This is a genomic window from Hymenobacter plasmatis (genome assembly GCF_020711255.1).
Lineage (GTDB): Bacteria > Bacteroidota > Bacteroidia > Cytophagales > Hymenobacteraceae > Hymenobacter.
Map to the genome: position 1 here is coordinate 72,168 of NZ_JAJFAW010000027.1, position 13,989 is coordinate 86,156.

Sequence of the window (13,989 nt, forward strand, 5' to 3'; positions counted from 1 at the left end):
CCATGTCTCTCACGCATTCTCCTTATGCCGTGCCGTGGCTGCTGGGCCTGCTGGCCTGGCTGCTGCTGGCGGCCTCGGCGGCCGGGGCGCAGGCCTTGCCGCTCGACGAGCAGGGCCGGGTGGGCTTTGCCGAAGTAGTGCTGGCCGACTCGCTGCGGGCCGCCACGCTCTACGCCCACGCCAAAACCTGGCTGCGACGGCGCGGCTACGAGCTGGCCGAGGCCGACTCCGTGGCCGGCCGGCTGGTGGGCGCCCACGCCTTCGGGGTGTACGACCGCGGCTACATCACCAAGCGGCTGCACGGGAAGGTGCACTACCGCCTCACGGTGGAGGTGAAGGACGGCCGCTACCGCTCGCAGTTCACCGATTTTTCTTTCGCTTACTACCGCGAAGACCGCACGGCCCGCCCCCTGCCCACCGGCCAGACCAAGCCCCTGGAAGACGCCACTGCCCCCGGCTGGCAAAAGCTGTGGGAAACGCACCGACACGATGCGCTGCTCACCGTGACCAGCCTGGCCGACGAGCTGAAAACGGCCATGCTCAACGTGCCCAAGCCCAAAGCCCTTCCCGTTTCGCGGGCCGCCGACTGGTAGCTCAATTCCTGCATTCAAGTACTCAACCTTCAATTTCTAACCGCTTACCTCCGATGCAAAAGCCCAATTTTATTCCGCTGCTGCTACTGCTGGCGCTTGGCCTGTTGGCCACGTTCATGCCGGCGCTGCCCACCACCATTGTGACCGAAGGAATCAACACCGGCGACACGGCCTGGATGCTCTGCGCCACCGCCCTGGTGCTGCTGATGACCCCCGGCCTGGCCTTCTTCTACGGCGGCATGGTAAACTCCAAAAACGTGATTTCGACCATGCTGCAGAGCTTCGTGGCCATGGGCATCATCAGCCTGTTGTGGGTGGTGGTAGGCTTCAGCCTGGCATTTGGCACCTCGCTGGGGGGCTTTGTGGGCGACCCGCGCACGTTCTTCCTCTTCAAAGGCGTGCTGGATGGCAAGCCCTGGTCGCTGGCGCCCACTATTCCGCTGATGTTGTTCGCATTCTTCCAGATGAAGTTTGCCATCATCACGCCGGCCCTCATCACCGGCTCCATTGCCGAACGCATCAACTTCAAGTCCTACATCGTGTTCATTGTGCTGTTTAGCCTAGTGGTGTATGCCCCGCTGGCGCACTGGGTGTGGCACCCCGAGGGCTTCCTGTTCAAGCTGGGCGTGCTGGACTTTGCCGGGGGCACGGTGGTGCACATGTCGGCGGGTTGGGCCGCGCTGGCCTCGGCCCTGTACCTGAAGCCCCGCAAGGCGTATGGCTCATCTGAGGTGGTGGCGCCGGCCAATATTCCGTTTGTGCTGCTGGGCACGGGCCTGCTGTGGTTCGGCTGGTTCGGCTTCAATGCCGGTTCGGCCACGGCGGCCAATGCGCTGGCTGTAAGCGCATTTGCCACTACCAACGTAGCTGCTTCGGCGGCTGGCCTGGCCTGGATTCTGTTCGATGTAGCCCGGGGCAAGAAGCTCTCGGCGGTGGGCTTCTGCATCGGGGCAGTTGTAGGTCTGGTGGCCATCACGCCGGCCTCGGGTTTCGTGACGGTGCCGGTGAGCATCTTCGTTGGCGTCATTGCCGGCATCACCAGCAACTTCTTTGCGCACATTCGCTCCAAGTCGCGACTTGATGATACCCTCGACGTGTTTCCCTGCCACGGCATTGGCGGCATGGTAGGCCTGATTATGACGGGCATCTTCGCCAGCAAAGCCGTAAACTCGGCCGCTGTAGATGGCCTGGCGTACGGTGGTACCACCTTGTTTTTGAAACACATGCTAGCCCTGGTGCTGGTGTCGGCCTTCGCGTTCGGCGCCTCCTTCGTGCTCCTGAAAATCACCGACCTGATTACGCCGCTGCGCGTTTCGGAAGAAGAAGAGCTGCAGGGCCTGGACATCAGCCAGCACGAGGAAAAGCTGCTGGTGGGCGCATAAGGCGCGTTCAGCTAGCCCAGCGGTGGCGCACTGCTTCCGCTTGGTTAATAGGTATGAATAGAAAGGCCGGGGCATTTGCTCCGGCCTTTTGCCGTTTGGGCGCCGGGCCGCTAGCGCGAACCGCCCCGCCCGCCCATCTTTGCCGCTGTGAAATTCCTGCCTCTTTCCTTGCTGCTCGGCCTGCTGGCCGGGTACGCTCCCCGCGCCGCCGCTCAGCTTCTTCAGCCCGCCCCCGCCGCCTTCACCCGTGCCGATTCGTTGCGCGGCGGACAGTCGCCGCTCCGTACCTGCTACGACATCAACTACTACCACCTCGACGTGAAGCTGGACCCGGCCCAGCGCTACCTCAGCGGCTCAAACCTGTTTCGCTTCACCGCCACACGCGAGTTCAACCGGCTGCAATTCGACCTCTTTGCCAATTTGAAGGTAGAAAAGGTGCTGTACAAGGGCAAGGAAATGCCCTTCACCCGCGAAGCCAACGCGGTATTTGTCACCTTCCCGAAGGCTATTGCGGCTGGCAGCCGCGACGAGTTTACGGTGTACTACTCCGGCAACCCCACCGTAGCCAAAAAAGCGCCCTGGGATGGGGGCCTGGTCTTCGCGCAGGATGCCGCTGGCCAGCCGTGGGTCGCCTCGGCCTGCCAGGGAGTGGGCGCCAGCATCTGGTGGCCCACCAAAGACCAGCAGGCCGATGAAGTCGACAGCATGCTCATCAGCGTGACGGTGCCCAAGGGCCTCAAGGACGTCTCGAACGGCCGCCTGCGCAAAATCACCAAGCTGAAGGGCGGTTTCACCCGCTTCGACTGGGCCGTGCGCAACCCCATCAATAACTACGACGTGGCGCTGAACGTGGGCAACTACCAGCGCTTCGGCGACGTGTACCAGGGCGAGAAAGGCCCGCTCACCCTCGACTACTGGGTGCTGCCCGAAAACCTCATCAAGGCCAAAATGCAGTTTGATGCCAACGTGAAGCCCATGCTCAAAAGCATGGAGCACTGGTTCGGCCCGTACCCCTTTTACCAGGACGGCTACAAACTGGTGGATGCCCCGCACCTGGGCATGGAGCACCAGAGCGCCGTGGCCTACGGCAACAAGTACCTGAACGGCTACCTGGGCCGCGACCGCAGCAACACCGGGTGGGGCCTGAAATGGGACTTCATTATCATCCACGAAAGCGGCCACGAGTGGTTCGGCAACAACATCACTACCAAGGATATTGCCGACATGTGGGTGCACGAAAGCTTCACCACCTACTCGGAGGCGCTGTTTGTGGAAAGCCAGTTTGGCAAGCCAGCGGGCCAAGAATACATCCACGGCCAGCGGCGCAACATCCAGAACGACGGCCCCATTATCGGCCCCTACGGCGTAAACAAAGAAGGTTCCGGCGACATGTACGACAAGGGCAGCAACCTGCTCAACGCGCTGCGCACCATCGTCAACGACGACGAAAAGTGGCGACAGATGCTGCGCGGCCTCTCCAGCACCTTCTACCACCAGACCGTGACCGGCCAGCAGGTTATCGACTACTTCAACCGCGAAAGCGGCAAGGACCTCAGCAAAATATTCGACCAGTACCTGCGCCACGCCAGCCTTCCCACGCTGGAAGTGCGATTCGAAAACAACCAGACCCTGGCCCGCTGGGTATCCGAAGTGCCGAAATTTGACATGCCAGTTCGCATGCGGCTCAAGGGTGGCGAGTACCAGTTTGTGCCGCTCACCACGAAGTTTGAGGTTATCAAGCAGCTCCCCGGCGCCGCTAAGGATAACCTGGAAGTGGACACGTTCAACTACTACATCGGCGTGCTGGTGGAGTAAAAAGAACGGTCATGCAGCGCGCCGGGGAAGCAGGTTTGTTGCGCCTCTTGTCATGCTGACGAAGGAAGCATCTTATCACGTCCGAACGAGTCGTTCAGCGGCGATAAGATGCTTCGCTGCGCTCTGCATGACAGACGGCTTGTAACGAAGCGGTAAAAACGCTTCACTGCGCGCTGCATTACGTGCTTATAAAAACCTACTTCACCGCACCGCCTGTGCCTTACCTTCGCGCAGCGAACAATCACCGAATATCTGGCTCTATGAATCAATACGACGTCACCGTCATCGGCTCCGGCCCGGGGGGCTACGTGGCCGCCATCCGCTGCGCCCAACTTGGCCTCAAAACGGCCCTCATTGAGAAATACCCCACCCTGGGCGGCACCTGCCTCAACGTGGGCTGCATCCCCAGCAAGGCGCTGCTCGACTCGTCGGAGCACTACCACAATGCCCATTCGGTGTTTGCGGAGCACGGCATTGGGCTGGAAAACCTGACGGTGGACATGAACCGCATGATTGACCGCAAGGCCGGCGTGGTGAAGGCCAACGTCGACGGCATCGCCTACCTGATGAAGAAGAACAAAATCGACGTCCTCACCGGCGTCGGTTCGTTCGTGGATAAAACGCACATCAGCATTGCCCCCACCGCGGGCGGCGAGGCCCGGCAAATTGAAACCAAGAACGTCATCATCGCCACCGGCTCCAAGCCCACGGTGCTGCCGTTCATCGCCCAGGACAAGGAGCGCATCATCACCAGCACCGAGGCCCTGAACATCCGCGAAGTACCCAAGCACATGATTGTGATTGGCGGCGGCGTAATTGGGCTGGAAATGGCCTCCGTGTACGCCCGCCTCGGCGCGAAAGTCTCGGTCATTGAATTCCTCGATTCGCTCATTCCGACCATGGACCGCGGCCTGGGCAAGGAGCTGAAGCGCGTGCTGGGCAAAATCGGCATCGAGTTTTTCCTGAGCCACAAAGTGACCGGCGCCACCCGCGAAGGCGACAGCGTGACCGTGACCGCCACCAACCCGAAAGGGGAGGAGGTGAAATTTGAGGGCGACTACTGCCTCGTGGCCGTGGGTCGCGTGCCTTACACCGCCGGCCTCAACCTGGAAGCCGCTGGCGTGCAGATGGAAGAGCGCGGCCGCATCAAGGTCGATGAGCACCTGCAAACCAACGTGCCTGGCATCTACGCCATCGGCGACGTGATTCGGGGGGCTATGCTGGCCCACAAGGCCGAAGAAGAAGGCGTGTTCGTGGCCGAAACCATCGTGGGCCAGAAGCCGCACATCAACTACCTGCTCATCCCCGGCGTGGTGTACACCTGGCCCGAAGTGGCGGGAGTGGGCTACACCGAGGAGCAGCTCAAGGAGCAGGGCAAGGCCTACAAAGTGGGCTCGTTCCCCTTCAAAGCCAGCGGCCGCGCCCGCGCCAGCGGCGACACCGACGGCTTCGTGAAAGTGCTGGCCGACAAAACCACCGACGAAATCCTGGGCGTGCACATGATTGGGCCGCGCATCGCCGACCTCATCGCCGAAGCCGTGACCGCCATGGAGTTCCGCGCCTCCGCTGAGGACGTGGCCCGCATGAGCCACTCGCACCCCACCTACGCCGAGGCCATGAAAGAAGCGTGCCTCGCCGCCACGGAGAACCGGGCCATTCACATGTAATTATTGCCGCCTTAGCGGTAGTAAACGTAAATGCAAAAGAGGCTGAAGCTCCCGTAGCTTCAGCCTCTTTTGCGTTGCGATATAGTGAATGGGAGTGCTTTTAATCTCTTTATTGCCTAAAAATTCCCTTAGTAAAGTTGTCGGAGTACAGCCTCATTGATGATTGTCAGGATATTTTAAGCGCTGGCAGCATCAGCTATTTCCGTCCGGGTCCGTTTGATATCATAACTCCTCCGTTACAGGAGAGTAGCCCGGACTCCCCGTTCCATTCTCGGCTGTGATGGTTTTGAAGTCTTTCAAAATCTGCGCCCTGCCAGCCAAGAATGAAATGAAAATCTACATCAAACACATGAGCAGCCTGCGCTGCAAGATGATAGTGCAGGCCGCGCTGGCTACCCTGGGGCTGCATTGCGGCAACGTGGGATTAGGGGAGGTGGAGGTGATGGAGAAAATGACGGCCGACCAACACCAGTGCTTACGGCTAGCCTTATTGAAATCGGGGCTGGAACTGATGGACGACCAAAGAACCCGGTTGATAGAAACCATTAAAATGGTTGTTGTGGAAATGGTGCAGCATGCCGTGGACGTGCCCAAAGCCCGCAATTCCGAATACATCAGCGAGAAGCTCCACTACGACTACACCTACCTCGCCAACCTGTTTTCGGAGGCCACCGGTACCACCATTGAGCACTACATCATTGAGCACAAAATAGAGCGGGCCAAAGAGCTGCTGCTATCCGGCGAACTCAACCTGACTCAGATAGCCTATCGGCTGAACTACAGCAGCGTGGCGCATCTGTCCAACCAGTTCAAAAAAGTGACGGGACTGACGCCCTCATTCTTTAAAAAGCTCAAGCCTAATCGGCTAATTGTGCCTGAATGTGTGAATGGTGTAACTCTATTCTGCAATCGTGTAAGTACTTCAGAATTCAAATGGGTGAGCTTTGCATCGTGAAATAATTTCACGAAGTAAATCCCTATTTATGAAGACAAAATTCCTCGCTATTTTAACCTGGGCGGCCGTATTGGCTTTGCCTAAAATCAGTGCTGCCCAAGTTGCGCCGGCGTTAGGAAACGCGTCCAGCTTTGCGTTGTTTACTGCAGTTGGCGCCGTCGAAAACTCCGGCCCCACCATCATCAACGGCGACATTGGCACCAATGCCGGCGCTTTCAACGGTTTTCCGTTGGGCGTAGTGAACGGCAACATTCACGTAGCCGATGCTTATGCTACGCAAGCCGCTACGGATGTGCAAACGGCCTACGGCTACATGTCGACCATTCCGTGCGTAACGCCGGTGGCCGTATACGGCGGAACCCCGGCCGTCACGATGGGTCCCGGCTCCTATTGCGTGGGCGGGGCGAGCACCCTGGCCGGCACCCTGATTCTGGACGGCGGCGGCGACCCAAACGCGAAGTTCTTCCTTCGGGTAACCGGTGCCTTGACTACGGGCGAAAACTCCCTCGTGTTGACCCAAAACGGCGCTACTCCCAGCAATGTGTACTGGCAGATAGGCGGTCAGGTCACGTTGGGCCGAAATTCGGTGATGCGGGGTACGCTGCTCGTTAACGGCGCCATCAACATGATTGCCGGCGCTTCGCTGATAGGCCGGGGCCTTTCGCGCGAGGGTGCCATTACGATTGACACAAATACGGCCAGCCTGCCGAGCTTCGTTGTAGCGCCAGTAGTGACCTCAACCGTTTGGCTGGGCAACCGCACCACCGATTGGTTTACGGCCACGAACTGGTCGGCCGGCGTGCCCAGCAGCACCTTGGACGCTAGTATTCCCTCCAACACGTCGCCCTACCCGCTGATTGCCGCTGGCAACGCGGCCGCCAATAACCTGACCATTGGCACCGGCGCCAGCCTCATGCAAAGCGGCGGTAGCCTCGACCTGAAAGGCAATCTGAGCAACAGCGGCACCATCAGTGCCACGGCGGGCACCGTGAACCTGAGCAATGCTGTAACAACCCAAATCCTGGGCGGCAGTGGCAGCACTCAATTGTGGAGCCTGACTATTGCCAATCCTAACGGCGCCATTCAAGGCGGCGCGGTGCGCATCCACGGTGTATTGGCCCCGGCCAACGGCAACCTTACTACCAACGGCCAAACCCTAACGCTGCTCTCCAACGCCGCCGGCACGGCCCTGGTGAACAACAACGGTACGGGCAATGTAAACGGCAACGTCACGGTGCAGCGCTACATTGCCTCGACTAACAGCGGCTTGGGCTACCGCCACTACAGCGCCCCGGTTTCGGGTAGCACGGTGGGCGACTTGGCCACGGCCGGCTTCACGCCTGAAATCAGCCAGGGCAGCGTTTACAACACTTCGGCCACGCCGGGATTCACCACCCCGTTCCCCACCGTATTTGCCTACGACCAAAGCCGTCTGGCTACGGTTACCAACAATTATTCGGCTTTCGACAAGGGTTTCGTGGTGCCAGCCAGCCTAGCTTCTCCGCTGGCCGTGGGCCAGGGCTACATCGCCAACCTCAGCGCTTCGCAACTGGTTGACTTTGTGGGCGAACTGACCAACGGTAACCAGACCCTGAGCCTGAGCCGCAACGCGGCTGCCACAGCCAACGCGGCCGACGCCGGCTGGCAGCTGGTCGGCAATCCTTATCCCGCGCCGCTCGACTATAGCTTAGTAGCTGCAAGCGACCGCACCGGTCTGGACGCCGCCATCTACGTTTACGCCAGCGACGGCCCCTACACCGGCCAGTACCGCGCTTACTTGCCCCCCGCAGGTAATAACCCCGGCATCGGCAACTCTGTGCTGCCCGTAGCCCAAGGCTTCTTTGCCCACGTCAGCAGCGGCCAGGCTACTGCCTCGCTCACCTTCCGGAACAGCCAGCGCCTGACTACGCCCAACAGCACCGCATTGCAGCGCTCCACGGCCGAAACCCGGCCCATGGTGCAGCTCGAGCTGCGGGCCGGTAACGGAACCGCCGATATGCTCTATGCTTACGCCGAGGCTAGCGCTACGGCAGCCTTCGATACCCAATTCGATGCCCTGAAGCTGCCCAATACGTCGGGCCTGAATCTGGCTAGCGTGGCTGCCACCAGCGAATCCCTGGCCATTGACGCCCGCCCGGTCTTCACGGCAGCCACCGTGCTGCCGCTGACCGTGGGCGTGCCCACCGCCGGTACCTACAAGCTTGCCGCCGCCCTCGACAACCTGCCCGCCAGCCTCGATGCCATGCTCACCGACGCCGCCACGGGCCAGACAGTGAACCTGCGTTTGCAGCCCGCTTATTCGTTTAGCGTGACCAGCGCACAAGCCGCGGCTTCGATGACCGGGCGCTTTACGCTGCATTTTGCCGCTCGCTCCGTCCTGGCCAATGCTCAGGCCCTGACGGCCGCCGAGGTGACGCTTTACCCCAACCCGGCCCACAACGCCTTCACCGTGCTCGTACCGGCCATGGCTGGGGCTACGCAGGTGCACGCCGACCTGCTCAACACGTTGGGCCAGGTAGTGCGCCGCCAGAACGCTGCGCTGGCTGCCACCGGCGCCCGCCTGGCCGTGGACGCTTCCGGCCTGGCTGCCGGCGTCTACACGTTGCGCCTTCAGGTTGGCGCTACCACCCTGGCCAAGCGCGTCGTTATTCAATAAATTATGTGGGCCGGCTTCCATAAAGGCCGGCCCCGTATTGTTTTTAAAGCAGCAAATTCCATGAAATCACTTCTTTCTTCCGCCACGCGCGTGCTGACCTTGTGTGTGCTGGCCAGCCTGCCCGCTTTAGCCCAGCCCGGCTCGGGTGGCCCGGCACCGAGCACTCCTCCAGACCCCACGCCGGTTCCCATCGATGGCGGGGCTTCGCTGTTGGTGGCAGGCGGTGTGGCTTACGGCATTAAACAGCTCCGCGCCCGCCGTCTGGCGCGTCGGTCCACCAAATAAGCACCCACACAGAAATCATGTTGACAGCGGCTTTTCTTCCGCTGGCCGCCACGGAGGACTGCACTATTCATATGTGCTTGCCCCCGCGGCGTAAACGCAAAAGAGGCTGAAGCTCCCGTAGCTTCAGCCTCTTTTGCGTTTACGCCTTATCAACTCTGGTTAATGGCCATAGCTCACCACACGCGTAATCTTCCAAGCATCGCCCTGGCGCTGCCACAGCATCACAAATTTGAAATTGCCGCAGTCGTCGCGGCCGTTTTCGACGTGGCAAAACCGGTGAATGCCGATGTGCATGGCCCCGTAATCTTTGATGGGGTATACCTCCAGGCTGCCCGGCACCAGCATGCGGGTAATGTCGAGGGTTTTGGCAAACATGCGGGCAAAGCCCTCCTTCGTTTGGCTGAAATTGCTGAGGCCGCCTTTGTCGTGGTAAAACTCCAGGTTGGCAGCAAAGTATGACATGAGCTTGTCCACGTCCTTGGCATTGAAGGCGGCAAACATGTCTGCATCGAGCTTGGCTACTTGTTGGTATAGCTCATCCTTGGCCACTAGCTGTGGAGCCGGAGCCGCCGTTGGCTGGGGTAGCTGGGCAGGCTCCTTTTTACGCCGGCTGCTTTGGCCATAAACAGTGCCGCAGCAGGCACAGGCAAAAAGCAGCAAAAAGACTACGATTGTGCTTCGCATAAAAAGGTCAAGACTAGTGGTTGAGCTGAATAACTGGTTCCATAAAGGGTGAACGGAGTGGTAATGAAAGATAATATTATATCTGCAGGATAGGTACTTGTTTCGAAAACCACTGCACCCGACAGCATACACGGTCCGTTTTCCCTAAACTGTTAGGTGTGATGCATGGGCCATGCAACGGTTGAGTGCTACAAACGCAAAAGAGGCGGCAGCTCCCGGAGCTGCCGCCTCTTTTAATATTGAGCTACTTGTTTAGAAGGCTAATACTCCTTCTTTGGGGTCGGGGCCGTATTCGTTATCGCCACGGGTGCCTTCGGTGCAGAAAAGCACCAGCAACCAGATAGCGCCTACCAGCGGCACCAGCGCGATGAACATAAACCAGCCGCTCTTGCCCACATCGTGGAGCCTTCTAACACCCACAGCCAGGCTGGGAATGAGTAAAGCAAGAGCGTACAGACCCGAGATAGCGCCGCTGCCAGCGCCAGAAAACACGTAGTCGGCTACTCCAGCTACAAGAGAAAAAAGAAAGTTAAACAAGACAAACATCCAGTACTCCTTCCGTCGGGCGCGGCCGCTGAAGACGGCGTAGTTTCTTAAGGCTTGTAAAAAGTATTCCATTCGCAAATTGGACTAACGTTCCTACTCGTGAGGCTTTTCGGTGACGCCCCGTTTTTTAGAGTGGGTTCTGGCCTCCACTTGCTGTCACCGTTCAATAGTTCTGGCAAATGGCCGAATTGCTTTAAAATGGTCACTAAACAGCGGGCAAGATAGAGGTTGATTTCAATATTGAGCTATTGCCTAAAAAATCGCGACAGCCAATAACGCTTGCTTGGGATTATCCACGAAAAAAGTTGTTTCGGACGAAGGAGGGGCGGCTTTCCTGATGGAAATAGCAGAAACGCCCGGCGGCCAAAGCGGCCGCCTAGCCCCGCCTGGTAACGTAATGAATGAAAGCCTCCTAAGCCCGTAATTCTTGCTGTCTATGCACTCCGAACCCACTTATCTGACGGCGCGCATGGCCGCGCCCGCCATTGAAGCCCACTTTGCGCGGCACCGGGCGGCTATTTCAGAAAAGGTACACCGGCTGGCGCCGCCACCCGAAAGCCATTGGGTGGAAGCCATCATCGACGTGGCTTTCTGGGCCAGCCTGCGTCGGGAAGAGGGGCACCTGCCCCGGATATCGTTGGCGCTGCTGCCGCCGGAGCACGCCCGGCAGCCGCTGATGCTGGGCCAGCGCCGCCGCCTCACGCCCTACAACCTGCTGAAGCTGGCGCCCGCCGTCGAGCAGCCCGGTATTCACCTGGGCGTGTGGCACGACGCCGACGGGCTCCACGTCTGGGGCACGGCCACCAGCATTCCGCCGCTGTGCTTTGTGCTGGAAGTGGTGGAAGCCGGCCTGCTGGTGGTGAAGCACTCCCGCGCCGGCGGGTTTGGCAAGTACGTGAACGTGGCCGTGCTACGCGGCGACCGGCTGCAACTCGTGGACGAAGGCAACGTGGGCCTGAGCGACTGCCCGGCCCTGCAGGCCTTTCTGCCCGGCCGCAGCCTGCCCACCGGCAGCGGCGAAATCGACCACGTGCTGCTGGGGCTGGCGGCCGCCATGCGCGCCCACGGCCGCGGCGGCCTGGTGCTGGTGGTGCCGCCCGGCTCCAGCCAGTGGCAGGAGTCGGTGGTGCAGCCCATTACCTACCTCGTCGACCCCGCCTACAAGAGCATTCGGGCCGGGCGCCCGGGGCCCGCCAAGCGGCGGCCCGACCAGCCCAACCCCGACATCGGGATGGTGGGCGGCTTCACCGCCATCGACGGGGCCACGGTGATTACGCAGGAGTACCACCTGCTGGCGTTTGGCGCCAAGGTGACCCGGGCCAAGGGCAGCAGCAGCGTCGACAAGCTGGTGCTGACCAGGCCGGTGGTGGGCCGCGAGCCCGTGCACCTGCACCCCGCCCAATACGGCGGCACCCGGCACTTGGCCGCGGCCCAGTTCGTACACGACCAGCGCGATTCCCTGGCCCTGGTGGCTTCCCAGGACGGTTTTTTCACCGTATTCGCGTGGTCCGATGCCCTGCAAATGGTGCACGCCCACCGGATAGACGTGCTGCTGTTGTAGCTCCAGCTGCTTTCGTGCCTTGAATCTGGTGGTGGCCACCCCAGCGCAGCAAATGCGGGGCTCACAACTGCTAATCCTGGCCCCAATAACTGAACAGTAGCCGCCCCAACGGTGCTGTTGAAAGGAACTGCCCTGACAAAAGCAAAACCTTCTGCGCATGCCTTGCGAATACCATGTTGCGCTGGCCCGCAGTACCCCCGGGTACTGCATTGGCTAGTGCGTTAGGTCTTTACTTCATTTGGCACTGTACTTCACTCTCCACAACTATGGGCAAAGGCAAAAAGAAGAACTCGAAAAAAGACCAGGTTTCGGATGATTTGCTGGACGCCGCAGCCCTGTCGGTCAAGAAGTTTCGCAAGGTCACGAAGCAGATAACCAAGCTGAGCACTGGCCAGAAGATTGTGGGTGGCATTGTGCTGATTGCTGCGGGCCTCACTTATCTGGCCAAGCAGGACTTTGAAGCCGACGAAACCCCGGCTCCGGAACCTCATAGCCACGACCACGCGCTAGCTCATCACCACAAGGCCAAGCCCTTCGCGGTTGAAGAGCATGCTGCGTCCGATGAGGCAGGCCATGCTCCCCGAAAACCCAGAAAAAGCATCGCGGCAAAGCACGAAAGCTAAATCAGTTCTTAAGCTCGCTTTCCTGCGCTTCGCCCTTTCTTTAGGCTGGCGTATTGGGCATTGGACCGCGTTATCCGTTTGATAATCCTTAATCTTTCACTTCAACAAAACGCCATGAAAAAGACTAAAAAAGCCAAAGCGGCAAAGAAACGCACCCTGCTCGGCGGCGCAACCAAATCCCTCAAAAAATTGGGCAAAGGCACAGCCAACGGCATTGGCGGCCTCAGTACGACCAAGAAAGTAGTCGGCGGCGCTGCCCTGTTGGCCCTGGGCTGGAACTACCTGAACAAGCGCCGCGGCAAGAAGGCCGCCAGTGCCAACGCTACCGCAGCCGAGATGCACCTGAATGCGATGGACGGAAACGAAGAGAACCAGGCCTAGTGCGGGACAAGCTCCTGCAGTCGATTGATTACTAATAAAAAGAGGCGAATGCTCATTGAGCATCCGCCTCTTTTTATTAGTAATCAGTGCAAACTAGGCAGCGGGCGCAGCCGGCGCCGGGGGCGGCGTAGCGCTGGCAATTTTCACGCGCACGGCGTTGGGGCCTTTGGGGCCCATTTCTACTTCAAAAGTTACTTTGTCGTTTTCGCCGATAGGGCCGCCGGCCAGGCCGTTGGCGTGCACGAAAATGCTTTCCTGCGTCTGCTGGTCTTTAATAAAGCCGTAGCCTTTCGATTCGTTGAAAAAGCTCACGATGCCGGTACGCACCGGGTCCACGTCGTCTTCGGCCGTGCGCCGGGCCACCCCAATCTGAATGTCCTCGTCTTTGATGACGCGCTTCTTCTTGGGGTCGGGCGGGGTGGACGAGATGTTACCATCCTCGTCTACATAGGCCAACATTTCTTCCAGCGGCTGGCCTGATTTGGCGTTTGCCTGGCGCTCTGCTTTGCGCTCTTCCTTCTCGGTCTTCTTCTTGGCCCGCTTTTTCTCGTTGTCCTTTTTACCAAAAGTCTCTTGTGACCTACCCATAGTTTTGTGCTGCTAAATCGTTGTATCTGTTTTTCCTAATCGAAGTAGACGGACAAAACAGAGGAGTGGATTGCTACGAAGATACGACATAAATACAGGCTTTGGGACGCTTAGGATTCGAGCCAATGCTTAATAATCGGCACATTGGCATGTGATTCTCTTAGCTCAACTTTCTTTAGACGGTGTTATGAACTTGTGAGCGAAATTAGCGGGTATGGAAGTTACCCGCCGCGCCTATCCCAGCGACGTCACC

At 59.4% G+C, this 13,989-nt stretch carries 13 protein-coding genes; 10 read left to right on the top strand and 3 right to left on the bottom strand.

The genetic code is table 11. From position 1 onward, the window contains the following. The first annotated feature begins 2 nt into the window (after nt 1-2). The 7 genes from LJ738_RS17700 to LJ738_RS17730 all read left to right on the top strand — a co-directional run bounded on the left by LJ738_RS17700 (nt 3) and on the right by LJ738_RS17730 (nt 9,353). Complete coding sequence (locus LJ738_RS17700; RefSeq protein ID WP_227787693.1) at nt 3-593, top strand: DUF4468 domain-containing protein; 591 nt, start codon at nt 3-5, stop codon at nt 591-593. 53 nt (nt 594-646) lie between these two features. Further along, entirely contained in the window at nt 647-1,975 is a 1,329-nt protein-coding gene (locus tag LJ738_RS17705) for an ammonium transporter (RefSeq protein ID WP_227787694.1), read from the top strand. Nucleotides 1,976-2,122: 147 nt separating this feature from the next. Further along, nucleotides 2,123-3,790 (top strand): M1 family metallopeptidase, encoded by a 1,668-nt coding sequence (locus LJ738_RS17710; RefSeq protein WP_227787695.1) that lies wholly within the window; start codon nt 2,123-2,125, stop codon nt 3,788-3,790. A gap of 260 nt (nt 3,791-4,050) precedes the next feature. Further along, the gene (gene lpdA, locus LJ738_RS17715) at nt 4,051-5,457 is read left to right on the top strand and encodes a dihydrolipoyl dehydrogenase (protein ID WP_227787696.1); all 1,407 of its coding nucleotides are present in this window, start codon (nt 4,051-4,053) and stop codon (nt 5,455-5,457) included. 280 nt (nt 5,458-5,737) lie between these two features. Next, entirely contained in the window at nt 5,738-6,412 is a 675-nt protein-coding gene (locus LJ738_RS17720) for a helix-turn-helix domain-containing protein (RefSeq protein WP_317206809.1), read from the top strand. 28 nt (nt 6,413-6,440) lie between these two features. Continuing rightward, nucleotides 6,441-9,068 (top strand): DUF8693 domain-containing protein, encoded by a 2,628-nt coding sequence (locus LJ738_RS17725; protein ID WP_227787697.1) that lies wholly within the window; start codon nt 6,441-6,443, stop codon nt 9,066-9,068. Between the two features lie 60 nt (nt 9,069-9,128). Further along, nucleotides 9,129-9,353, top strand: a complete 225-nt coding sequence (locus LJ738_RS17730; protein ID WP_227787698.1) for a PID-CTERM protein-sorting domain-containing protein — start codon at nt 9,129-9,131, stop codon at nt 9,351-9,353. A gap of 159 nt (nt 9,354-9,512) precedes the next feature. Here the strand turns inward: LJ738_RS17730 and LJ738_RS17735 are convergent, their stop codons facing one another. Together LJ738_RS17735 and LJ738_RS17740 are read right to left on the bottom strand one after the other, a co-directional pair. Further along, complete coding sequence (locus LJ738_RS17735) at nt 9,513-10,037, bottom strand: nuclear transport factor 2 family protein (RefSeq protein WP_227787699.1); 525 nt, start codon at nt 10,035-10,037, stop codon at nt 9,513-9,515. A 252-nt stretch (nt 10,038-10,289) separates the two neighbouring features. Continuing rightward, nucleotides 10,290-10,655, bottom strand: coding sequence for a DUF805 domain-containing protein (locus tag LJ738_RS17740; protein ID WP_227787700.1), 366 nt, complete (start codon nt 10,653-10,655; stop codon nt 10,290-10,292). A gap of 364 nt (nt 10,656-11,019) precedes the next feature. Between LJ738_RS17740 and LJ738_RS17745 the strand changes: the two genes are divergently transcribed. The 3 genes from LJ738_RS17745 to LJ738_RS17755 all read left to right on the top strand — a co-directional run bounded on the left by LJ738_RS17745 (nt 11,020) and on the right by LJ738_RS17755 (nt 13,148). Next, the gene (locus LJ738_RS17745; RefSeq protein ID WP_227787701.1) at nt 11,020-12,144 is read left to right on the top strand and encodes a putative sensor domain DACNV-containing protein; all 1,125 of its coding nucleotides are present in this window, start codon (nt 11,020-11,022) and stop codon (nt 12,142-12,144) included. A gap of 173 nt (nt 12,145-12,317) precedes the next feature. Further along, the gene (locus LJ738_RS17750; protein ID WP_227787702.1) at nt 12,318-12,767 is read left to right on the top strand and encodes a hypothetical protein; all 450 of its coding nucleotides are present in this window, start codon (nt 12,318-12,320) and stop codon (nt 12,765-12,767) included. A gap of 114 nt (nt 12,768-12,881) precedes the next feature. Then, nucleotides 12,882-13,148 carry a hypothetical protein gene (locus tag LJ738_RS17755; RefSeq protein ID WP_227787703.1) on the top strand — a complete coding sequence of 89 codons (267 nt, stop codon included), beginning with the start codon at nt 12,882-12,884 and terminating at the stop codon, nt 13,146-13,148. A gap of 93 nt (nt 13,149-13,241) precedes the next feature. Here LJ738_RS17755 and LJ738_RS17760 read toward each other — a convergent pair whose 3' ends face one another. Next, on the bottom strand, nt 13,242-13,736 hold the full coding sequence (locus LJ738_RS17760) for a cold-shock protein (RefSeq protein WP_227787704.1): 495 nt from the start codon (nt 13,734-13,736) through the stop codon (nt 13,242-13,244). Between the last annotated feature and the right edge of the window lie 253 nt (nt 13,737-13,989).